This is a genomic window from Streptomyces sp. NPDC053079, from assembly GCF_044546695.1.
Classification (GTDB): domain Bacteria; phylum Actinomycetota; class Actinomycetes; order Streptomycetales; family Streptomycetaceae; genus Streptomyces.
Genome location: NZ_JBITZJ010000002.1, coordinates 587113 through 608515, shown reverse-complemented (window position 1 = coordinate 608515; position 21403 = coordinate 587113). Strand labels below are relative to the sequence as shown.

The window sequence follows — 21403 nt, the reverse complement described above, 5'->3', positions numbered from 1 at the left end:
TATCACGGTACCTGGCCCGGCGGGTACCGCGGGAGACGCCTCGGCCAACGCCCGGCGAAGGCTCACCGGGTGCTCGCCGATCCCAGGGTCAGCCGTACGGTGCGTTCCCCGCCGTCCCGCTCGACCGTGAGGGTGAGCGTGTCACCGGGACGGTGGCTACGGATCTTGACGATGAGCTCCTGGCCGCTGTGGACAGGCACCCCGTCCACCTTCCTGATGACGTCCTTGGGCTGGATGCCCGCCTTGTCGGCGGGCCCGCCGCGGTTGACGGCCGGGGTCCTGGCGCTGTCGGTGTTCACCCGCGCGCCGTCGCCCGCGTAGCCCATGTCGAGCGAGACGCCGATGACCGGGTGGGTGGCCCGGCCGGTGTTGATCAGCTCCTCGGCGACCCGCTTGGCCTGGTTGACCGGGATGGCGAAGCCCAGGCCGATGCTGCCGCCCTGGCCACCGGCCGCGGACTCGCCGACGGAGCGGATGGCGCTGTTGATGCCGATGACGCGGGCCGAGGAGTCCATGAGGGGGCCGCCGGAGTTGCCCGGGTTGATCGGGGCGTCGGTCTGCAGGGCGTCGACGTAGCTGATGTCGCTGCCGTCCTGCTTCTTGCCGCCCGCGGTGATCGGCCGCTCCTTGGCGCTGATGATGCCGGTGGTGACCGTGCCCGCCAGGTCGAAGGGCGCGCCGATGGCGACGACGGAGTCGCCGACGCGCACCGAGTCGGAGTTGCCCAGCGGCAGCGGGGTGAGGCCGGAGACCCCGGAGACCTTGATGACGGCCAGGTCGTAGCCGCCGTCCCGGCCCACGAGGGTGGCCTTGGCGGTCTGGCCGCCGTTGAACGTCACGGATATGGAGCCGTCGGAGCCGGCGGGCTGCACGACGTGGTTGTTGGTGAGGATGTGTCCCTTGTCGTCCAGCACGAAGCCGGTGCCCGTGCCGCCCTCGCCGCCGCCGCGCACGTGGATCGTCACGACGCCGGGCAGGGCGCGGGCGGCGATGCCCGCGATGCTGCCGGGCGCGCGGTCGCCCTTGCCGGGCGCCGCCTGCGGCAGCGTCACCCGGGACCCCCCGCCGTCCCGCTCCAGATAGACCCCGACCCCGGCCCCGACCCCACCGGCGACCAACGCCACGGCCACGGCCCCGGCCAGAACCCTGCCCCGCGTCAGCGACCCCACTGCCGCCTTCTCCCGCGACCCGCGCGCCGCGGACGCCGCCCACGGGTCGTACTGCCACGGCCCCTGCGGCGCCGGGGCGGGCCCGGCGGTGGGCACGGCCGTGCCGGGGGGCGGGGTGGGGCCGGCATGCGGGTACGCAGGGGGCTCGGCCTGCGGGTACGCGGGCGGCAGGTGTGTGCCGTGCGGCGGCGTCACCACGGGTCGCTGCACGGGCGGCGCGGGCGCCCAGGGCCCGGGCCGCCCATAGGGCGGGGTGCCGTACGGATCGGGCGCGTGCAGGGGGCCGGGAGGCCCGCCGTGCTCGGGCGCGGGGTGCGCGATGGGGGCGGGCCGGGGCGCGTCCCCGGGTGCCGGATGCGCGGCGGGCGCCGGGACGGATTCGGCCGCGCTCTCGGGGACGGCAGGCCCGGCGGACGCCTCGGCGTCGGCGACGGAAGGGCCGGCGGGCGACTGCGCACCGGGAGCGGAAAGACCTGCGGGCGACTGCGCACCGGGAGCGGGCAGGTCGGCGACCGGCTCCGTACCGGGAGCGGAAAGGCCGGCCTCCGCCTCCGCGCCAGGCGCGGAAACGGGCGGCTGTGCGGGCGGGGCCGACGGGGCCTGCAGGGGCCAGTCGTCGGGATTGCGGCGCCGACGGCTCCACCACTGCGGCTTGGGCCCGGACACCCGTGCCTTCCCCTCGTCCATTGCTCTCCCCGTTCGTCCGAGGGCGCGCATGCCGGTGGCACCCGCGCCCCACCGACGATTACACCAGGTCCCCCGGTGGGTGCGGAGGGGGGAGTGGGCCGCAATCAGCGGGCGGCGGCCGTCCGCTCCGGTAGTGCCTGGGGCTGAGCGACGGACGGTGCGGGATGGGTGTGGGAGGTGAGGACCAGCGGCGGCAGCACAGGAGCGCCGGAGGGGCGCAGCAGTGAGACGCCGGCGGCGGCCGGGGCGGCCGTCAGAGGCGCGGGCAGCTCCTTCGCGGCGGGCCGCGTACGGCTGAGGTCGCGCTCCTGGCGGACCTCGCCCGGCGACATCGCGAGCGAGGTCGTGGCGGCGCTCGGGCCACCCCCGCGGGCCCGGGGCGCCTCCACGGCCGTCTCCAGCGGCTGGGCGCCGACCAGCGCGAACGCGGCCAGCGAAACGGCTCCGGCGGCCGCGAAGGCGAACCGGCGCCCGCGCGTGCCACCGCGCGGCTCGACCTCGTGGATGCGGAAGCCGCGCTCACGGGGCAGCGGAGCCACCGGGATCAGGGCGAACGCCTCCATGCGGCCGACGGAGCCACCTCTTCCGTCGCCCGGGCCCTCACCGCCGCCGCTCCGGTCGTCGCCCCCGAGCCGTTCGCCCGGCAGGCCCTGCAGCCGGGCGAGCAGGGAATCGGAGAGCGGTGGAGGCGCGGCCTCCGCGAAGACGCTCTTGAGCCGGCGCTGCGCGTCGGCTTCGGCTTTGCATGTCCAGCAGGTGGCGAGGTGCGCCAGCACCCGCTCCCGCGAATCGTGTCCCAACTCCCCGTCGACCAGGGCCGCGAGGCGGTCGCCGAGATGGTGCTCAGCGGGGGACTGACCGCCTGAACCGCTCACGCGATCCCTACCTCCCCACCCATCCGGAAGCCGGGAGCCACACCCGCCACCGCGCGCTGCTCGGCCCGGGCGGCGGGCGAGCGGTGCTGGAGCGCCTTGCGCAGGTGGGAGCGGCCGCGGTGGATACGGCTGCGCACGGTGCCGAGCTTGACGCCCAGCGTCGCGGCGATCTCCTCGTAGGAGAGCCCCTCGATGTCGCACAGGACGACCGCGGCGCGGAACTCCGGTGCGAGGGTGTCCAGCGCCTGCTGGACGTCGGCGTCGAAGTGCGTGTCGTTGAAGTGCTGCTGGGGGGACGGCTCGCGGCTGGGGAGCCGCTCGGCGGCGTCCTCGCCCAGCGCGTCGAAGCGGATGCGCTGGCGGCGCCGGACCATGTCCAGGAAGAGATTGGTGGTGATGCGGTGCAGCCACCCCTCGAACGTGCCCGGGGTGTACGTGGACAGCGAGCGGAAGACGCGGACGAAGACCTCCTGCGTCAGGTCCTCGGCGTCGTGCTGGTTGCCCGTGAGGCGGTAGGCGAGGCGGTAGACCCGTGCGCTGTGCGTGCTGACGATCTCCTCCCAGGTGGGAGGTGTCCACGCCTGCGTGTCCGCATCGGTGGCGAAAGTCGCGGTGGTTGCGGAGTCTGCGGAGTGGGAACGGTCAGCGGTGTAGGTCACGGATTTCGGCTCGGGAGCGGACCTGCGGAAGCGCCTGAGCACGCCCCGGCGGTCGCCACCCGCAGCCGCACCTCCCCTGTCGGCTCTGGTGGTGTCCAGTGGAGCCCCTACCATATCCACCTCGCCCGTTAGCTCCGGATAAGCATTTTTGACCCGCTTTTTGGTCTTGCTCTGCCGTGATCCGTGACGCCCGGCCGGCGTCCGCGGTTCCCGCCGTTTCCCCGGCCCTCCGCTCTCCTCAACGCCCGGTCCCATCTGCGGGTTCCCGTGGGCAGCGGATACAGTCACGGTTGCGTGGACTACGGGGACAGGAGAGGGCCATTACCGGCAACCAGCAGACGAGCTGGGCGTTCGCCGATGTGTTCGTCGCCGAGGACGAGGCGCTGCGCTGGGCCCGGGACCGGGCCTACGAGGCAGGGCTCCGCTCGGTGTCGAACGGCACCGGCGCGGCGCTGCGCCTGCTCGCCGCCGCTGCGGACGCCAAGGCCGTCGCCGAGATCGGCACGGGCACCGGGGTCTCCGGCATCCACCTCCTGCACGGCATGCGCCCGGACGGCGTGCTCACGACCGTGGACAGCGACCCGGAGTGCCAGCAGTTCGCCCGGCAGGCGTTCCGCGCCGCCGGCTTCGCCGGCAACCGGGCGCGCTTCATCCCCGGCCGGGCGCTGGAGGTGCTGCCGCGCCTCGCCGACGGCGGGTACGACCTGGTCTTCTGCGACGGTGACCGGCTGGAGTGCCTCGACTACCTAGCCGAATCGTTGCGCCTGCTGCGCCCCGGTGGGCTGGTCTGTTTCGAGGGCGTCTTCGCGGACGGCCGCACGGTCGACTCGGCCCTGCCGCCCGCCGAGGTGCAGCGGCTGCGCGAATTGCTGCGGGCCGTGCGGGAGTCCACGGCGCTGGTGCCGTCCCTGCTGCCGGTCGGCGACGGGCTGCTGTGCGCGGTGCGGCGCGGCGCCTGAGCGGGGCCCGTCAGACCGCCGGGTGGCCCCTGGATACGCCGCCGCCCCGGTGGCCGGTGGGACCGGCAGCCGGGGCGGTGCGGGAGTCGTGGGTCTGCGCCTCAGACAGTGACCTTCTCCAGGGCCTCGCCGAGAGCCTTGGCCTCGTCGGGGGTCAGCTCGACGACGAGACGACCGCCGCCCTCGAGCGGAACCCGCATGACGATGCCCCGCCCCTCCTTGGTCACCTCGAGCGGGCCATCGCCCGTCCGCGGCTTCATGGCCGCCATGCTCGTTCCCCTTCCTGAAACCAGCTCATCGTCAGCCGACGGCCCTATGGAAGGGCACGCGTCACCGGCATCGAACACATTGCTTCCAGGTCATTATCCCGCATCGCGCGACCCAATGACCAACATCGGTCCGCATCCCTTCGGCAACGCGCTGCCGCAAAACCACTCAATTCGGGGATCACGCTCCGTTCCTGCGTCGCCCTCAGGGACATAGCGGCACTCGATTGTTTGACGCAGGTCACATATCGGCCCCCGATGATCTCCGGCATGCTGGCGCTGACCACAGCCGACCCAGGGAGGGACCGCACCATGGCCGACACCGTGCTGTACGAGGTGGGCGACGGGCTCGCGACGATCACGCTGAACCGCCCCGACGCCATGAACGCGCTGGACACGGAGACCAAGGTCGCCCTCCGCGACGCCCTGGTCCGGGCGGGCGGGGACGCGGCCGTACGGGCCGTGCTGCTGACCGCCACCGGACGCGCGTTCTGCGTCGGGCAGGACCTCAAGGAACACGTGACCTCGCTGGCGGCCGACCGCGAGCACGGCACCCGGACGACCATGGACACCGTCAAGGATCACTACAACCCCATCGTCACCGCGATCACCCGGATGCCCAAGCCGGTCGTCGCCGGGGTGAACGGCGTCGCGGCCGGCGCGGGCGCGGGCTTCGCCTTCGCCGCCGACTACCGCGTGGTCGCCGACTCGGCCGCCTTCAACACCTCCTTCGCCGGGGTCGCCCTCACCGCCGACTCGGGAGTCTCCTGGACCCTGCCCCGCCTCATCGGCCACGGCCGCGCCGCGGACCTGCTGCTCTTCCCGCGCAATGTGAGCGCCCAGGAGGCGTACGAGCTGGGCATCGCCAACCAGGTCGTCCCCGCGGCGGAGCTGGCCGCCACGGCCGAGGCCGTGGCCCGCCGGCTCGCCGCCGGCCCGACCGGGGCCTACGCGGCGATCAAGGAGTCCCTCGCGTACGGCGCGGAGCACTCACTGGCCGACTCGCTGGTCAAGGAGGACGAGCTGCAGGAACGGGCCGGCGCGTCCGAGGACCACGGCATCGCGGTGGCGGCCTTCCTCGCCAAGGAGAAGCCCCGCTTCGTCGGTCGCTGACCCCGGCCCGGACGGCGGGCGGGCCCGTGCGGCCCGCCCGGCGGCCGGACGGCTCAGGCCGTATCCCGTGCGTGGCACCCGGCCAGGTGGTCGTTGACCAGCCCGCACGCCTGCATCAGCGCGTACACCGTCGTCGGCCCCACGAAACGGAAGCCCCGCTTCTTGAGGTCCTTGGCCAGGGCCGTGGATTCGGGCGTCACCGCCGGCACGTCCGCGAACGTCCCCGGCACCGGGCGGCCCGCCGCCTCCGGCGCGTACGACCAGACGAGTTCGTCGAGCTCGCCGGGCGCCAGCCGGGACGCGGCCTGGGCGTTGGCTATCGCCGCCGCGATCTTCGCGCGGTTGCGGATGATGCCCGGGTCGGCCAGCAGCCGCTCCGCGTCGGCGTCCGTGAACGCCGCGACCTTGGCGATGGAGAAGCCCGCGAAGGCGGCGCGGAACCCCTCGCGGCGGCGCAGGATCGTCAGCCAGGAGAGCCCCGACTGGAAGGCCTCCAGGCATATCCGCTCGAACAGGGCGTCGTCGCCGTGCACCGGGCGGCCCCACTCCGTGTCGTGATAGGCGCGGTAGTCCGCCCGGGACTCCGCCTCCAGGCCCCAGGGGCAGCGCGACAGCCCGTCCGGCCCGAGGACCGCTCCACCGTCGGTCATGACGTCTTCTCCCCCTCGTCAGGGCCCTCGGAGCCCTCGTCGGGCCCTTCGGCCCCCTCTGCCGGCCGGCCGGGCTCCGCGTCCTGCCGGGCGTCCCGGGCCGCGCCGCCGGCGAGGCCGTGACGGCCCCCTATCGCGGCGGCCTGGGCACCGGCGAGCGCGGCCTCGAGCTCGGCGATGCGGGCGTCCCGCTCGGCCAGCTCGGCGCCGAGCCGGTCCAGGACGTCGTCGGTGTCCGCCATGCGGTAGCCGCGCAGCACCATCGGCAGGCGCAGCGCCTCCACGTCGGCCCGGCCCACCGGCCGGCCCAGCGGCAGGGGCCAGGCCATGCGGTCCTGGGCGGGCTCGGGCAGCACGCCGCCGGCGGTGTCGCCACCGCCCCCGGCGACGGCGAGCGTGACCGCGGCGACCACCACGACCAGCGCGATGAGCAAGAACCAGAACACGGCCGTCTCCCCGTCGTCCTCCGTCAGCCAATCCGTCCACCCTGATCGTGCCATGCCGCACTGACAGTTAAGGTCGCTGGCGGACCACGGAGAGGGAGTACGGAAGATGCTGCGGCTGGGACGACGCGAGTTCGACGCTCACGAGCCGGTGATCATGGCGATCGTGAACCGGACGCCCGACTCCTTCTACGACCAGGGAGCGACGTTCAGCGACGAGCCCGCGCTGGCCCGGGTGGAGCAGGCGGTCGCCGAGGGCGCGGCCATCATCGACATCGGCGGTGTCAAGGCGGGCCCCGGCGCGGAGGTCACCGCCGAGGAGGAGGCCCGCCGCACGGTGGGCTTCGTGGCGGAGGTGCGGCGCCGCCACCCCGACGTGGTCATCAGCGTCGACACCTGGCGCCACGACGTCGGCGAGGCCGTCTGCGAGGCGGGGGCCGACGTGCTGAACGACGCGTGGGGCGGTGTGGACCCCAAGCTGGCCGAGGTGGCGGCACGTTACGGCGCCGGCCTGGTGTGCACCCACGCGGGCGGCGTCGAACCGCGCACGCGGCCGCACCGGATCGCGTACGACGACGTGATGGCGGACGTCCTGCGGGTGACGCTCGGCCTGGCCGAACGGGCCGTGGAGCTGGGCGTGCGCCGCGACGGCATCATGATCGACCCGGGCCACGACTTCGGGAAGAACACCCGCCACTCGCTCGAGGCCACCCGCCGGCTGGACGAGATGGCCGCCACGGGCTGGCCCGTGCTCGTCTCGCTGTCGAACAAGGACTTCGTCGGCGAGACGCTCGACAAGCCGGTCAAGGAGCGGGTGCTGGGCACGCTGGCGACGACGGCCGTCTCCGCCTGGCTGGGCGCCCAGGTCTACCGCGTCCACGAAGTCGCGGAAACCAAACAGGTGCTCGACATGGTCGCCTCCATCGCCGGCCACCGCCCCCCGGCGGTCGCCCGCCGCGGGCTCGCCTGAGGGGTGGGCCGCCGGCCCCCGGCGGTGGGCCGCCGGGGGCTCGCCGGGACCGTGGGGCGGGTCAGGTGCCCGCTTCCTTGGTGACGACGCCGATCGCCTCCTCCACGTCGTCCGTGACGTGGAACAGCTGCAGGTCCGCCAGGCCCGCCTTGCCCTCGGCGACGAGGGTGCCCCTGAGCCAGTCGAGCAGGCCCTGCCAGTAGGCGGTGCCGAACAGGACGATCGGGAAGCGGGTGACCTTCTTCGTCTGAACGAGGGTGAGCGCCTCGAACAGCTCGTCCAGCGTGCCCAGGCCGCCCGGCAGCACCACGAACCCGCTCGCGTACTTCACGAACATCGTCTTGCGCACGAAGAAGTAGCGGAAGTCGACGCCGAGGTTCACATACGGGTTGAGCCCCTGCTCGAAGGGCAGCTCGATGCCCAGGCCCACGGACACCCCGCCCGCCTCCATGGCACCCCTGTTCGCGGCCTCCATCGCACCGGGCCCGCCGCCGGTGATCACGGCGAAGCCCGCCTCGACCAGGCCGCGCCCGATGGCCACCCCGGACTCGTACTCCGGCGTGCCCGGCTTCGTACGGGCCGAGCCGAACACGCTGATGGCCGGTGGCAGTTCGGCGAGCGCCCCGAAGCCCTCGACGAACTCGGACTGGATGCGCATGACCCGGAACGGGTCCTCGTGCACCCAGTCGGCCGTTCCTCTGGTGTCGAGCAGATGCTGGTCGGTGGTACCCGCCTGCATCTGGCCCAGCCGGCGCACGACCGGCCCCCGCCGCTGCTCCCGCCGCACGCGCGGCGTCTCGGGATTGCCCATACCGTGCTCCCTCCGCTGCGGATCGTCGGAACCGCAGATCGTCGGATTCGTTGCGCCTCAGCGTAGGCCCGCGGCCACCGCGGCCACCGGCCGTCAGCCGGTCAGCCAGGCGCGCAGCCGCTCCTCGCAGTGCGTGATCTTCTCGGCGACCACGTGCTCGTCGCGCTTGTGCGCGTACAGCGGGTCGCCCGGCCCGTAGTTGACCGCGGGGACGCCCAGCGCGCTGAAGCGCGCGACGTCCGTCCAGCCGAACTTGGGCCGTGCCGTGCCGCCGACGGCCTCCATGAAGGCCGCGGCGGCCGGGTGGGTGAGGCCGGGACGCGCGCCGCCCGCGTGGTCGTCGACGACGAACTCCGTGACGCCGCAGCCGTCGAAGGCCTCACGGACGTGCGCGAGGGCCTCCTCCTCGGTGCGGTCGGGGGCGTATCGGAAGTTCACCGTCACGGTGCACTCGTCCGGGATGACGTTGGTCGCGACGCCGCCGGAGATACCCACGGCGTTGAGGCCCTCGTGGTACTCGAGCCCGTCGACGACCGGGCGGCGCGGCTCGTACGCGGCGAGGCGGGCGAGGATCGGGGCGGCGGCGTGGATGGCGTTGGACCCCATCCAGCCGCGCGCGGAGTGGGCCCGCTCCCCCGCCGTGCGCAGCAGCACCCGCAGGGTGCCCTGGCAGCCGCCCTCGACCTCGCCCTCGGAGGGCTCCAGCAGGATGGCGAAGTCGCCCTCCAGCCAGTCCGGGTGGGCCGCGGCCACGTGCCCGAGGCCGTTGAGGTGGGCGGCGACCTCTTCGTTGTCGTAGAAGACGAACGTCAGGTCGCGGTTGGGCTCGGGGACGGTCGCGGCGATGCGCAGCTGCACGGCGACGCCGGACTTCATGTCGCTGGTGCCGCAGCCCCACAGCACGCCGTTGTCGTCCAGCCGCGAGGGGACGTTGTCCGCGATCGGGACGGTGTCGATGTGGCCGGCCAGGATGACCCGCTCGGCGCGGCCGAGGTTGGTCCGGGCGACGACGTTGTTGCCGTGCCGGTCGACGCTCAGGTGCGGAAGGGCGCGCAGCCGGTGCTCGATGGCGTCGGCGAGGGCCTTCTCGTCGCCGCTCTCGGAGCGGAAGTCGACGAGCTGGGCGGTGAGGGCAACGGCGTCGAGGGACAGGTCCAGTGCGGCGTGATCCATGCCGCGAGCCTAACGCGACCGCCGGTAAGGTCCAGGGCCGCCGGGGAGCGCACTCTCAAGTAACGTGGCCCGCATGTCCCGGATCACCGTCGCCCGCCGTGGCCGACTGCTGCGTACCGTGACCGCCTGCGCCGTACTGCTGGCGCTGATCGGCTACGTGATCGCCCTGCAGGTGACGGGCGGGACGGGGGCGCCGCGCTGCACGGTGCGGGCCGACGGGGAGTCGTACTCCCTCTCTCCCGAGCAGGCCGTGAACGCGGCGACGATCTCGGCGGTGGGGTCCTCGCGCGGGCTGCCGGAGCGGGCGGTGACGATCGCGCTGGCGACGGCGATGCAGGAGTCGGGGCTGCGCAACATCCACCACGGCGACCGCGATTCGCTGGGCCTGTTCCAGCAGCGGCCGACCCAGGGCTGGGGCACGGCCGGGCAGATCACGGACCCGGTGTACGCGGCCGGGAAGTTCTACGACCACCTGGTGGAGGTGCGGGGCTATTCGCGGCTGCCGCTGACGGTGGCCGCGCAGAGGGTGCAGCGCAGCGGTTTCCCGCAGGCGTACGCCAAGCACGAGCCGAACGCGTCGCTGCTGTCCTCGGCGCTCACGGGCCGCGTGGAGGCCGCCTTCAGCTGCACGCGCAGCCCCGGCGACGGCAGGCCCGGTGACATGTCGGCGCTGCGGTCCAAGCTGACGCGGGAGTTCGGGCCGGGGGTGCTGCCGAAGCTGGCCGCCGGTCCGGCCGGCGCGGGCGGGTCCGGTGGCGGCCGCACGCTGATCGTGCCGGTGCAGCCCGTTGCGGCGTCCGCGCAGGACGGGCCGGGGCGGCGCGGCTGGGAGCTGGCGTCCTGGGCGGTGGCGCACGCGGCCGAACTGCGCGTGGAGCGCGTTTCCTTCGGCGACCGGGTGTGGACGGCGAAGAATTCGGCGGCCGGCTGGCGCGAATCGGAGGACGAAGCGGCCGGGAACGGCCCGGCAGCGGTAAGAATCACGACCGCTCAGTAGTACGAGAGGCCCCTCCCCCGGAGTACGTTCCGTATACGGGAGTTGTCGCCTTGCCCGTCATCCGCACGCGTTCTCGACTCACCCCCGGCAGCCTTGTGACTAAAGGCTTTTAAGCCTTCCGGATTGATTGACAACCTGCCCGGTTTGCCGTGGTTTCAACGGAGCCGATAATGCGACGCATTACTCACTCTTTACCTTGGTTCACCGCAACCTTCGAGGGGCTCACGCGGTAGTCACAGCGTCCGCTCGCCGGACAGCAACCGACCTCTCACTCCGTCAAAGGAGCAACATGTCCCTCCCCCTCACGCGTCGCATCGCCCGGGCCGCCCTGCTCGTCGCAGCGGCTGCTCCCATCGTCGGTGCGGCGGCCGGCTCTGCGAGCGCCGCGGACCTGGTCAAGGCCCCCGACCTCGGCGGGCTGAGCGCGGTGGACAGCGCCAACCTGGGCAACAACATCGACTCGACCTCCAAGCAGGCCGGGAGCACGGCGACGGGCGTCGGCGGCAAGGCCGTCAGCACGACCACCAGCACGGTGGGCAAGGCCAGCAAGGAGCAGGTCCCGGCCGTGCAGAAGGCCGCGGGCCAGGTCGCGGGCGGCCTCGGCCAGGCCGCGGGCAACACCGCGCAGGGCGTCACCAAGAGCGGCCTGCCCACCCAGGGCCTGCCGACCAAGGGTCTGCCCCTCGGCTGAACCACGCCATGGAGCACCCACAGGGGGCCCGGGACTTACCGTCCCGGGCCCCCTGTTCGCGTAGGTACGGACGTAGACGCTACTCGGCCAGACGCCGGACCGCGGCCTCGACACGCTCGTCCGTCGCGGTGAAGGCGATCCGGACGAAACGCCCACCGGCCGGGCCGTAGAAGTCGCCCGGGGCGACCAGGATGCCGCGCTTGGACAGCTCGCCGACCGTGTCCCAGCACGGTTCGTCACGCGTGGCCCACAGGTACAGCGACGCCTCGCTGTGCTCGATCCGGAAGCCGGCTCCCTCGAAGGCGGCGCGCAGCGCGGCCCGGCGGGCGGCGTAGCGGGCCCGCTGCTCGCTGACGTGGGCCGTGTCGCCCAGGGCCGCGACGGTGGCGGCCTGGACGGGCGCGGCGACCATCATTCCGCCGTGCTTGCGGATCTGCAGCAGCTCGCCGAGGACGGCGGCGTCACCGGCGAGGAAGGCGGCGCGGTAGCCGGCCAGGTTGGAGCGCTTGGAGAGCGAGTGGACGGCGACGATGCCCTCGTACGAGCCGCCGCAGACGTCCGGGTGCAGGACCGAGACCGGGTCGGCCTCCCAGCCCAGCTCCAGGTAGCACTCGTCGCTGAAGACCAGCACGCCGTGCTCGCGGGCCCAGGCAACCGCGCGGCGCAGCTCCTCCTTGGACATCACCCGGCCCGTCGGGTTGGACGGCGAGTTCAGCCACAGCAGCTTGAGGCCGGCGGGGTCCAGCTCGGTCGGGTCGTCGTAGACGACCGGCTCCGCGCCCGCGAGCCGCGCGCCCACCTCGTACGTGGGGTAGGCCAGCCGCGGGTAGGCGACCTTGTCGCCGGCGCCGAGGCCCAGCTGGGTCGGCAGCCAGGCCACCAGTTCCTTGGAGCCGACGATCGGCAGCACGTTGGCGTGCGACATGTCCCGGGCACCCAGGCGGCGCTCCGCCCAGCCGGTGAGCGCGTCCCGCAGCGCGGCCGTGCCCCACACCGTGGGATAGCCGGGGCTGTCGGCGGCGTCCGCCAGCGCCCGCTGGACGACGGCCGGCACCGGGTCGACGGGGGTGCCCACCGAGAGGTCGACGATGCCGTCGGGGTGGGCGGCCGCGGTGGCCTTGTAGGGCTCGAGCCGGTCCCAGGGGAAGACGGGGAGGCGGGAAGAGACTGCGCTCACGGTGTTCGCTGCTCGCTCTCTTGCGTCAGTGGGGTGGGGAATGCGCCGCGGCCCCGTACGGCGGTGGCCGTACGGGGCCGCGGTTGCTGCCGCAGGTCAGTGCTCGGCGTTGATGCCCTCGGGCAGCTCGGCGATGAAGGGGTGGTCCCGCTCGATCAGGCCGAGCTTGGAGGCTCCACCGGGCGAACCGAGCTCGTCGAAGAACTCGACGTTCGCCTTGTAGTAGTCCTTCCACTCTTCCGGAGTGTCGTCCTCGTAGAAGATCGCCTCGACCGGGCAGACCGGCTCACAGGCACCACAGTCAACGCATTCGTCCGGGTGGATGTACAAGGACCGGGAGCCCTCGTAGATGCAGTCGACGGGGCACTCCTCGATGCACGCCTTGTCCTTCACGTCGACACAAGGCTGCGCGATGACGTAGGTCACGCTGTCGTTCCTCCTCGGTAGGGCTCATCTCGCGCGGGAGCGCGGCGTCGTCGATGCCCACACCTAGTATCTCCCTCCCCGGGCACATGACGAACAAGAGGGGCGGGCAGAGCTGTGGAATTCACCACGGGCGGAAGGCTCGCGGTGCGGATCACCGCGGCAGATGTGGGAAAAAGGGTCTCCGTACGGCGCCTGAACGACTCCGGGAGTTCCCCGGAGCGTTTCACCGACGCCGTCGGCGTGCTCACATCCTGGACGGGCGGTGTGCTGCGGATCACACGCCGCAGCGGTGAGATCGTCGAGATCGAGGAGGGCGCGCTCGTCGCCGGCAAGGTCATTCCGGCGGAGCCCGCCCGGCGGCGCGGCCCCGCCGCGACCCGTCGCGAGCTCCAGGAGATCGCGGCCCGCGGCTGGCCCGCGCGGGAGACCGGGCGGCTGGGCGGCTGGACACTGCGGGCGGCGGGCGGCTTCACCGCCCGGGCCAACTCGGTGCTGCCCCTGGACGATTGCGGGCTGCCGCTGGACGCGGCGCTGGACCGGGTGACCGACTGGTACGCCGCGCGCGGGCTGCCCGCCCGTGTGCAGATCACCACGGGGGACCCGGCGGCGGACGAGCGGCTCGACGCGGAGCTGGCGGGGCGCGGCTGGACGGCCGAGCGCCATGCCCTGATGCGCACGGCGGCCCTGGCGCCGATCGCCGACCGGTACGCGGACGAGGCCCCGGTGGTGCTCTCCCGCGAGCCGGACGAGGCGTGGCTTGCGGCGTACGGGCGGACGGGCGCCGATCCCGCGGACGCGCTGGCCGTGCTGACCGGGGGCCCCTCGGTCTGGTTCGCGACCGTGCCGCAGGCAGCCGCCTCGGAGGAGCCCGGCGAGACGGCAACGGACGCCCGGGACCGGCCGGCGGCCATAGCCCGCTGTGTGATCGACGGCCGGTGGGCGGGCTTCGCCGCACTGGACGTGAGCCCCGGCAGACGACGGCAGGGACTGGGCACCCAGGTGATGGCCGCCCTGGCCCGGCAGGCGCTGAGCGAGGGCGCCTCGGCGGCATATCTGCAGGTGGAGACCGACAACGACGCGGCCGCCGGGCTCTACGACGAGCTGGGCTTCACCACGCACCACGCCTACCACTACCGCCGCGAGCCGCTGCGGTAGCCGCCGACGCGGCCGCACCATGGACAGTGACGGCGGCTGCGCCATCGCTCCGAGGGGTACGAGGCACGCATGTACGACGACACCACTGACCGACGGCGGCGGTTCGCGGAGACGGCCCGGGACGAGCGGCCGGACCTGGCGCTGCTGTGCCTGCTGATCTCCGCCGAGGCGGAGGCGGGGCTGCCGGAGGAGGCGATCGACGCCGCGCAGATGGAGCTGGACCGGCTGGCCGGGCTGCTGCCAGCGCTGGGCCGGCACGGGGAGCCTCGGCGCTGGGCGGAGGCGCTCGCGGAGCTCCTCGGTGAGCGCTGCGGCTTCCACGGCTCGCCGGCGGACTACCGGCGGCTGGAGTCCTCGCTGCTGCACGAGGTCCTCACGCGGCGGCGCGGCCTGCCGATCCTGCTGTCCGTGATCTGGATGGAGGTCGCCCGGCGGGCGGGGGCGCCCGTGTACGGGGTGGCGCTGCCGGGGCACTTCGTCGTCGGCTTCGGCGACCCGTACGGGCAGCACGCGCTGGCCGACCCCTTCGACGGGGGCCGGACCCTGTCCGAGGAGGACGCGGGCCTGCTGGTGGCGGGCGCGACCGGGGCGCCGCTGGCGCCGTCGATGTTCTCCCCGGCCGAGCCGCTGGAGATCGTGCTGCGCGTGCTGAACAACATCCGGGCCTGGGCCGCGGCCCGCCCCGAGCGCAGCGACGTCCAGCTCTGGGCCGTGGAGCTCTCCCTCCTGCTGCCCACCCACCCGGCCCGGCTCCGCTACGAGCGCGCCGAGCTCCTGGTGGAGCGGGGCGACTTCGCCCGGGGCGCACGCGAGCTGGAGGAGTACGCGGACGTGATCGCGCCGCTGGAGCCGACGGCGGCGGAGTCCGTGCGCCACCAGGCGATCGCCGCGCGGGCGATGCTCAACTGACGACCGGGGCCGCGCTCAGAGCCAGCCCTTGTCGCGGGCGATGCGGACCGCTTCGGCGCGGTTGCGGGCGCCGGTCTTCTGGATGGCGGTGGAGAGGTAGTTGCGGACCGTGCCGTGGGAGAGGTGCAGGGCCGCGGCCAGTTCGGCGTTGGTGGAGCCGTCGGCGGAGGCGGTCAGGACGGCGCGCTCGCGGTCGGTGAGGGGGTTCGCCCCCTCCGCGAGCGCGGCCGCCGCCAGCGTCGGGTCGATGACGCGCTCGCCGCGCAGCACCCGGCGCAGCGCGTCCGCCAGGCGCGCGGCGGGGGCGTCCTTGACCAGGAAGGCGTCCGCGCCGGACTCCATGGCCCGGCGCAGATAGCCCGGCCGCCCGAAGGTGGTCAGGATGACGACCTTGAGCCCGGGCAGCTCGCGCCGCAGCAGGGCGGCCGCGTCGAGGCCCGTCATGCCGGGCATCTCGATGTCCAGCAGCGCCACGTCGAGCGGGGTGCGGCGGGCCGCGTCCAGAACCTGGTCGCCCCGTGCCACCTGGACGACGACCTCGATGTCCCCCTCCAGTCCCAGGAGCGCGGCCAGCGCTTCGCGGACCATCGACTGGTCCTCGGCGAGAAGGACCCGGATGGCGGGCCGGTCGTGGGCGTCGTGGGGCGTCGCGGGCTGAGCTGCAGTCACAGCGACAGGGTAGGCGCCGGCGGGCCTCGCCCTCACACCTGCCGCTCCACCTCCGTCCCCGCCCCTGCCGCCACGACGGGGCGCGAGAGCGGGACATAGGCCCGCAGCCGGAATCCGCCGCGCGGCGCCTGGCCGGTCTCCAGCCGGCCGTCGGCGAGCGCCAGCCGCTCGGTGAGACCGGTCAGGCCGTTGCCTGGCGAACCGCCCGGCCCCCGGCCGTTGTCGGTGACGGTCAGACAGAGCTCGTCCCCCGACTCGGTGAGCGTCACCTCGCAGCGTCGCGCCCCGCTGTGCCGCACCACGTTGGTCACCGCTTCCCGCAGCGCCCAGGCCAGCGCGCCCTCCTCGTCGGGCGGCAGGTCGGGGTGGTCCGGGGCGGCCCCGGGGAGGTCGACAGCGATGCCGGCGGCGGCCAGTGCGGTGCGGGCCCCGGCGAGCTCGGCCTCGAGGGTGGGGCGGCGATAGCCGCTCACCGCCTCCCGGACGTCCACCAGGGCCTGGCGGCTCACCCGTTCGATGTCCGCGACCTGCTGGGCGGCCTGCTCGGGCTTGTCCGGCAGCATCCGCCCGGCCAGCTCGCTCTTGAGCGTGATGAGCGAGAGCGAGTGGCCGAGCAGGTCGTGCAGGTCGCGGGCGAGCCGCAACCGTTCCTCGTTGGCGGCGAGGTGAGCCACCGTCGCCCGTGCTTCACGCAGCGCACGGGTCGTCAGGGCCATCTGCCGCACCCCCACCATCGCGAAGCCACCGAGGAGGGCCGGGATCAGCAGGGCGCCGATGAGCGCACCCACTGATCCCGGCATGCCCGCGCCGACGGCCACCAGTACCCCCGTGACCAGCGGAATCGCGACGCGAGCGAGCTTCGCCGGCAGAACCGCACCACAGGAGATGCCGACGAAGACGAAGAGCACGAGCCAGGACGGCCCGAGCGTCAGGGACAGCACCAGCGCGAGCGACATCAGCACGCCCAGCCAGGCCAGCACCCGGGACCGCTCCAGGGCCCGGGAGGTGTGCCGGAACACCAGGGCCAGATAGGCGCTCACGAAGGCCACCAGGCCGATGCCGCCGAGGACGTCGGCGAGGGGGCCGTGGTGGTCTCCGAGGACGTCCTCGGCGGGCGCCGCCAGATAGGCGAACCAGATGGAGATCCACAACAGCTTGATCATCATCTGCCGGCGGGTCTCGGGACGCATCCCGATGGTGGCGTTGTCGGAGGACGGCTCGTCCTCGGTCTCCATGACCACGCGCCACAGCTTCCGGCGTCGCTCGTCTCCGGCCACAGCAGCCCCCTCCCTCTCGGCCGCTCAGGCCTTGCGTGTGTCCTTGCGGTAGAGCCACGCGGCCCCGCCTGCGAAGAGCACAAGATAGGCGAAGAGCAGGCTGACGTCCTTCAGGTGCGGTGCGTCGCCCACCTCGATGGCCTGGCCGAGGGCGGCGTAGGCGTGGGTGGGCGTCCAGGCGGCGATGTCCTGCAGCCACTGCGGGAAGGTCGTGGTCGGCATCCACAGACCGCCCAGGATCGCCAGGGCGAAGTAGATGATGAACGTGATGGGCCGTACGGCGTCGCCCGTGGCGAGGTAGCCGATGGCCACGCCGAGCGCGGCGAAGACGATGCTGCCGGCCCAGATGGAGCCCGTGAGCGCGGCCCACTGCCAGGCGTCGAGGCGGACGTGCTTCACCGCGGCGGCGACGGCGAAGACGGCGAGGATCGAGGGGAGGGAGACGACGGAGGCGGAGGCCACCTTGGCCGCCACATAGCCGCGGCCCGGCAGGGCTGTGAGGCGCAGCTGGCGCACCCAGCCCTTCTCGCGCTCCTTGGCGATCTTCTCGCTGTTGCCGACGAGGACGGCGGTGATGGCGCCGAAGGAGGCCATGGAGACCATCATCAGCAGCGGCAGGGTCAGCTTCGTGCCCTTGACCAGCTCATCCTCGCTGGCGCCGCCCGCGATCAGCACATAGAGCAGGACGGGGTAGAGCACGGAGAAGAACACGAACTTCTTGTTGCGCAGGGTGCGCGCGATCTCGAGCTTGACCAGAGTCTTCATCGGGCCGCCTCCTCGGCGGTCGCTGCGTCGTTGATGGCGAGGAAGGCCTGCTCCAGGCCGAGGCCCGCGACCTCGAGGTTGCGCGGGTAGAGGCCGAGGCCGTAGACGGCGTGGACGGTCGCGTCGGCGTCCTGGGACTGGATACGGACCGTGCGGCCGGATATCTCCAGCGACGACAGGAACGGCAGCTCCCGCAGCGCGCCCTCGCCCACCGGCTGGTCGAGGTCGAAGACGATCCGGCGGCCGCCGGCCTTCGCCTTGATCTCGGCCGCCGAGCCGTCGGCCAGCACGCGGCCCTGGCGCAGCACGATCACCCGGTCGGCGATGGCGTCGGCCTCTTCGAGGTAGTGGGTGGCGAAGAGGACGGCGCGGCCCTGGCGGGTCTGCTCGCGCATCACGGCCCAGAAGGCCTGACGGGCCGAGACGTCCATGCCGGTGGTCGGCTCGTCCAGCACGATGAGGTCGTTGGCGCCGGCCGTCGCGAGGGCGAAGCGCACCCGCTGCTCCTGGCCGCCGGAGAGCTTGTTGACCATGCGGTCGGCGATGTCGGTGAGGTCTGCGGCCGCCAGCACCTGGTCGACCGGGAAGGCCCGGGGGTGCAGGTCGCAGGCGAGCTTCACCAGTTCGCGGACCTTCACGTCCTCCATCAGGCCGCCCGACTGCAGCATCGCGCCGACCCTGCCGCGCGCGATGGCCTGGCCCGGGGTCATGCCGAAGACCTCGACGCGGCCGGCGTCGGGGTTCCGCAGCCCCAGCAGCAGGTCGAGCGTCGAGGACTTGCCCGCCCCGTTCGGCCCGAGGAGGGCCACGGTCTCGCCCGGGTAGAGGGCGAGGTCCAGGTCGGCGACGGCCCGTACGGTGCCGTAGCTCTTGCTGACGTTCTCGAAGCTGACCACGGGTGCGCCGGTGCGGCGCCCGTCCCCCGTGACCGTGGTTGCTGTGGTGCTCATGGAGAAAATCATCGCGGCCCGGCGCGGCGCCGGGCAGTGTCAGCCGTCGTGAACAGGCGATGACAGATGTCATGGGTGGGATGACAAAAGTGAGCCCCCGCGCCGGGTGCGGCACGGGGGCTCGGTACGCCGTCGGGCGGCGGTGGGCAGGTCAGCCCAGCGGAATCGTGCCGATCCGCTCGGCCGGGGTCTTGCCGCGCAGCGCCTTGCCGAGGGCGACCGCGACGTCCGTCGGCTGGACGGGCGTCTTGGCGCCGTTGCCGCGCTGGATCTGGACGCCGTTGAAGGCGCTCCCGTAGAGCTCCTTGATCGCTTCCAGGTCGTAGTTCTCGACGAGCTTGCCGTTGACCTCCTTGACGGAGAGGATCTTCGGCAGCGAGCGGTCCGGACCGAACTGGATCTTGTGCGCCGGGTCGGTCTGGATCGTGACGAGACCGGACATCGCGGGCGTGGCGAAGTCCTTCATCATCCGGTCGACCTCGGCTTTGGCCACCTTCGGCTGCTGCGGGGAGGTCTGCAGGGTGATGGGCTTGTCCTTGCCGGTGGCCGCCCGCTCGCGGAAGGCCTTGGAGACCTCCTTGACCGAAGCGTCCACGTTCACGCCCTCGTAGGGCTGGCCGTAGACGGGCACGGCCTTGCCCGGCTCGAACTTGATGGTGCCTTCCTTCGCCGTGCCCGTCTCGCCGGCGAGCGTCTTGAGCGCGGCGGCGATCTTCTCCTCGTCCGCGACCACGGTCGGCTCGGCCGTGCGGCTGCCGCCGATGAGCGAGCTGAGGACGGTGACGGGGTTGTAGTCCCGGCCGGCCGCGGCGCGCACGGTGGCCTGGGTGTCGATGGACAGGCCGGCCACCGACGGCTTGAGGTCGGCCGTCTTGCCGCCGATGGTGACCTTCAGCGGCGCTCCGGTGCGGCTCGCCAGGGCGGAGTCGAGGGTCTGCACGGCCTGGTCCTTGGACTTGCCGCCGATGTCGATGCCGAGGACGGTCGTGCCGTTCGGTACGTCCGCGTGGTCGAGCAACAGGCCGGCGCCGTACGCGAGACCGACCAGCGCGACGAGCCCGCCGCCGAGCAGGACGAGCTTGGAGCGGCCCTTCTTCTTGGGCGCGCTCTTGGCCGCGCTCTTCGGAGCGCTCTTCGCCGGGGCCTTGGGGGCCGCCGCGGACGGTCCGCCCGCCAGGGCCGGCTTGGGCTTCGGTACGGGCACCCGGGGCGCGCCGCTGTCCACGGCGCGCTGGGCGCCCTGGCCTGCCGCGGGCGGCACCGGCGGCACGCCGCTGACCAGCGTCTCGCCGGTCCGGCCAGCGGCGGGAGCGGGTGCGCTCGCCTTCGGGCCGCGCTTCTTCTTGCCCTTGGCCTGGGCGTTGCCGCCCTGCGCCGCGGGGTTGCCGGCACCCTGCGGGGTGCCCGGGACGGCCGGGAAGCCCTCGCGCGGGGTGTCCGTACGGCTGCCGGCGAAGGCGGCACCGCCGGCGGGCACGCCGCCGATGGTGGCCCCGACGGTGGGCGCGGAGAACTGCTGCGTGGCGGCGGGGCGGGCCTGCGGAGCGCCGCCGGGCGCGGCCGGGCTGCCGGGCCACGGCGCGGGGTCGGCCTGCCGCGGCGCGTTGCCGCCGGCCGGCGCCTCGCCGCCCGGCCACGGGGTGGCGGCCGTGGTGGAGGAGCCTCCCGGCCAGTCGTCGACGGGCGCGTCGGGGGTGCCGCCCGGCCAGGGGGCCGCACCGTTCGCCGGACCGCCCGGGGCGGGCGGCTGCTGCATGGCACCGGTCGTGGAGGAGTCGCCCGGCCACGGCGTGGTGCCCGTGGTCTGCGGGTCGCCCGGCCACGGCGCGGCGCCGTCGGTGGCGGCACCCGGCGCCGGGTGCTGCATGGCACCGGCCGAGGGGTCACCCGGCCACGGCGTCGCGGCCGTGGTGGAGGGGTCGTTGGCCGGCCAGTCGTCGACGGGCGCGGCCGGGGCGCCGCCCGGCCAGGGGGCCGCACCGTTCGCGGCACCGGCCGTGGGGGCGGGCGCCTGCGGCACCGCTCCCGTCGTCGAGGCGTCGCCCGGCCAGGGGCCCGCGCCCGTGCCCGCGGCACCGCCGTGCGCCGGCGGGCGCTGGGCGCCGCCCATGCCCGCGGCACCACGGCGCGGCAGCGGCGGCGGCTGCTTGCCGCCGGCCGCGGCCTGCCGGCGCGCGGCGCCCGCGGCGGGCGGCGGGGCCGGGGATGACTTGCGCGGCGCGAACCAGTCGCTGGTCTTGTCGCCCGAGCCCGCGCCGTCGGCCGCGGCGTCCGCAGCCGGCGCGGCGGCCTTGCGGTCCTGCTTGGGGCGCGTGGGGAGGCTCTCCCTGCGCGCGGGGAGGTTCTCCTTGCGCTCGGCGGCCGCGCCGCCCGGAGCGGGCGCGGGGGCCGCGTCCGCGGCCGGCGCCTCGTCACCGACGGGCGTGCGCAGGACGACCGGCGGGATGGGTCGCGAGCCCGGGATGTTGATGCGGATCCGCGTCGTCATCGTGGTCTCGGTCTTCGGCTCACCCGGCTTGGCGGATGAAGCGGAAGCAGCTGATCCGGTCGGTTCCTCGCCGGAGGCGGTCCCGTACGGCGGGGTGCCCGAAGGGTAGGCGGCTCCGCCGCGC

The 21403-nt window shown here is 73.8% G+C and carries 22 protein-coding genes; 7 read left to right on the top strand and 15 right to left on the bottom strand.

Annotated features, from left to right (window positions below):
* Positions 1 to 62: 62 nt before the first annotated feature.
* From ACIGXW_RS10055 to sigE, 3 genes are all read right to left on the bottom strand, one after another.
* A complete protein-coding gene (locus tag ACIGXW_RS10055) occupies positions 63 to 1856 on the bottom strand; it encodes a trypsin-like peptidase domain-containing protein (protein ID WP_399571808.1) in 1794 nt (597 codons plus the stop codon).
* Positions 1857 to 1960: 104 nt separating this feature from the next.
* Positions 1961 to 2731 (bottom strand): zf-HC2 domain-containing protein, encoded by a 771-nt coding sequence (locus ACIGXW_RS10050; protein WP_071964336.1) that lies wholly within the window; start codon positions 2729 to 2731, stop codon positions 1961 to 1963.
* Positions 2728 to 3504, bottom strand: coding sequence for an RNA polymerase sigma factor SigE (gene sigE / locus ACIGXW_RS10045; protein WP_079274063.1), 777 nt, complete (start codon positions 3502 to 3504; stop codon positions 2728 to 2730). Before sigE ends, ACIGXW_RS10050 begins: the two co-directional genes overlap by 4 nt.
* 176 nt (positions 3505 to 3680) lie before the next feature.
* Between sigE and ACIGXW_RS10040 the strand changes: the two genes are divergently transcribed.
* The gene (locus ACIGXW_RS10040; protein ID WP_071964338.1) at positions 3681 to 4349 is read left to right on the top strand and encodes a class I SAM-dependent methyltransferase; all 669 of its coding nucleotides are present in this window, start codon (positions 3681 to 3683) and stop codon (positions 4347 to 4349) included.
* Positions 4350 to 4450: 101 nt separating this feature from the next.
* Here ACIGXW_RS10040 and ACIGXW_RS10035 read toward each other — a convergent pair whose 3' ends face one another.
* Positions 4451 to 4618 (bottom strand): DUF3117 domain-containing protein, encoded by a 168-nt coding sequence (locus ACIGXW_RS10035; protein ID WP_003985072.1) that lies wholly within the window; start codon positions 4616 to 4618, stop codon positions 4451 to 4453.
* A 309-nt stretch (positions 4619 to 4927) separates the two neighbouring features.
* Between ACIGXW_RS10035 and ACIGXW_RS10030 the strand changes: the two genes are divergently transcribed.
* Positions 4928 to 5728, top strand: coding sequence for an enoyl-CoA hydratase-related protein (locus tag ACIGXW_RS10030; protein WP_071964384.1), 801 nt, complete (start codon positions 4928 to 4930; stop codon positions 5726 to 5728).
* A 53-nt stretch (positions 5729 to 5781) separates the two neighbouring features.
* Here the strand turns inward: ACIGXW_RS10030 and ACIGXW_RS10025 are convergent, their stop codons facing one another.
* Together ACIGXW_RS10025 and ACIGXW_RS10020 are read right to left on the bottom strand one after the other, a co-directional pair.
* Complete coding sequence (locus ACIGXW_RS10025; protein ID WP_399571806.1) at positions 5782 to 6378, bottom strand: DNA-3-methyladenine glycosylase I; 597 nt, start codon at positions 6376 to 6378, stop codon at positions 5782 to 5784.
* Complete coding sequence (locus ACIGXW_RS10020; protein WP_071964340.1) at positions 6375 to 6824, bottom strand: cell division protein DivIVA; 450 nt, start codon at positions 6822 to 6824, stop codon at positions 6375 to 6377. Before ACIGXW_RS10020 ends, ACIGXW_RS10025 begins: the two co-directional genes overlap by 4 nt.
* 106 nt (positions 6825 to 6930) lie before the next feature.
* On the opposite strand from ACIGXW_RS10020, the gene folP reads away from it, so the two are divergent.
* Positions 6931 to 7791 (top strand): dihydropteroate synthase, encoded by an 861-nt coding sequence (folP, locus tag ACIGXW_RS10015; RefSeq protein WP_071964341.1) that lies wholly within the window; start codon positions 6931 to 6933, stop codon positions 7789 to 7791.
* 61 nt (positions 7792 to 7852) lie between these two features.
* Here folP and ACIGXW_RS10010 read toward each other — a convergent pair whose 3' ends face one another.
* Together ACIGXW_RS10010 and dapE are read right to left on the bottom strand one after the other, a co-directional pair.
* A complete protein-coding gene (locus tag ACIGXW_RS10010; protein WP_071964342.1) occupies positions 7853 to 8602 on the bottom strand; it encodes a TIGR00730 family Rossman fold protein in 750 nt (249 codons plus the stop codon).
* A gap of 93 nt (positions 8603 to 8695) precedes the next feature.
* Positions 8696 to 9775, bottom strand: coding sequence for a succinyl-diaminopimelate desuccinylase (dapE, locus tag ACIGXW_RS10005; protein WP_399571804.1), 1080 nt, complete (start codon positions 9773 to 9775; stop codon positions 8696 to 8698).
* Positions 9776 to 9848: 73 nt separating this feature from the next.
* Here dapE and ACIGXW_RS10000 point away from each other — a divergent pair, with 73 nt between their 5' ends.
* The gene (locus tag ACIGXW_RS10000; protein WP_071964344.1) at positions 9849 to 10772 is read left to right on the top strand and encodes a hypothetical protein; all 924 of its coding nucleotides are present in this window, start codon (positions 9849 to 9851) and stop codon (positions 10770 to 10772) included.
* A 289-nt stretch (positions 10773 to 11061) separates the two neighbouring features.
* Complete coding sequence (locus ACIGXW_RS09995; protein WP_071964345.1) at positions 11062 to 11463, top strand: hypothetical protein; 402 nt, start codon at positions 11062 to 11064, stop codon at positions 11461 to 11463.
* 79 nt (positions 11464 to 11542) lie between these two features.
* Here the strand turns inward: ACIGXW_RS09995 and dapC are convergent, their stop codons facing one another.
* Together dapC and fdxA are read right to left on the bottom strand one after the other, a co-directional pair.
* Positions 11543 to 12640 carry a succinyldiaminopimelate transaminase gene (gene dapC / locus ACIGXW_RS09990; protein ID WP_079274064.1) on the bottom strand — a complete coding sequence of 366 codons (1098 nt, stop codon included), beginning with the start codon at positions 12638 to 12640 and terminating at the stop codon, positions 11543 to 11545.
* 96 nt (positions 12641 to 12736) lie between these two features.
* Positions 12737 to 13066, bottom strand: a complete 330-nt coding sequence (gene fdxA, locus ACIGXW_RS09985; RefSeq protein WP_071964347.1) for a ferredoxin — start codon at positions 13064 to 13066, stop codon at positions 12737 to 12739.
* 114 nt (positions 13067 to 13180) lie between these two features.
* On the opposite strand from fdxA, the gene ACIGXW_RS09980 reads away from it, so the two are divergent.
* Together ACIGXW_RS09980 and ACIGXW_RS09975 are read left to right on the top strand one after the other, a co-directional pair.
* A complete protein-coding gene (locus ACIGXW_RS09980; protein ID WP_071964348.1) occupies positions 13181 to 14221 on the top strand; it encodes a GNAT family N-acetyltransferase in 1041 nt (346 codons plus the stop codon).
* A 69-nt stretch (positions 14222 to 14290) separates the two neighbouring features.
* Positions 14291 to 15130, top strand: a complete 840-nt coding sequence (locus ACIGXW_RS09975) for a tetratricopeptide repeat protein (protein ID WP_399571802.1) — start codon at positions 14291 to 14293, stop codon at positions 15128 to 15130.
* Between the two features lie 15 nt (positions 15131 to 15145).
* Here the strand turns inward: ACIGXW_RS09975 and ACIGXW_RS09970 are convergent, their stop codons facing one another.
* The 5 genes from ACIGXW_RS09970 to ACIGXW_RS09950 form a co-directional block, all read right to left on the bottom strand.
* Positions 15146 to 15799, bottom strand: a complete 654-nt coding sequence (locus tag ACIGXW_RS09970) for a response regulator transcription factor (RefSeq protein ID WP_399571800.1) — start codon at positions 15797 to 15799, stop codon at positions 15146 to 15148.
* A 32-nt stretch (positions 15800 to 15831) separates the two neighbouring features.
* Positions 15832 to 17034, bottom strand: a complete 1203-nt coding sequence (locus ACIGXW_RS09965) for a sensor histidine kinase (protein ID WP_399572500.1) — start codon at positions 17032 to 17034, stop codon at positions 15832 to 15834.
* Between the two features lie 66 nt (positions 17035 to 17100).
* A complete protein-coding gene (locus ACIGXW_RS09960) occupies positions 17101 to 17841 on the bottom strand; it encodes an ABC transporter permease (RefSeq protein ID WP_399571797.1) in 741 nt (246 codons plus the stop codon).
* Positions 17838 to 18791 (bottom strand): ABC transporter ATP-binding protein, encoded by a 954-nt coding sequence (locus tag ACIGXW_RS09955; RefSeq protein WP_399571794.1) that lies wholly within the window; start codon positions 18789 to 18791, stop codon positions 17838 to 17840. Before ACIGXW_RS09955 ends, ACIGXW_RS09960 begins: the two co-directional genes overlap by 4 nt.
* Before the next feature lie 151 nt (positions 18792 to 18942).
* A complete protein-coding gene (locus ACIGXW_RS09950) occupies positions 18943 to 21279 on the bottom strand; it encodes a hypothetical protein (protein ID WP_399571792.1) in 2337 nt (778 codons plus the stop codon).
* Positions 21280 to 21403 lie beyond the last annotated feature (124 nt).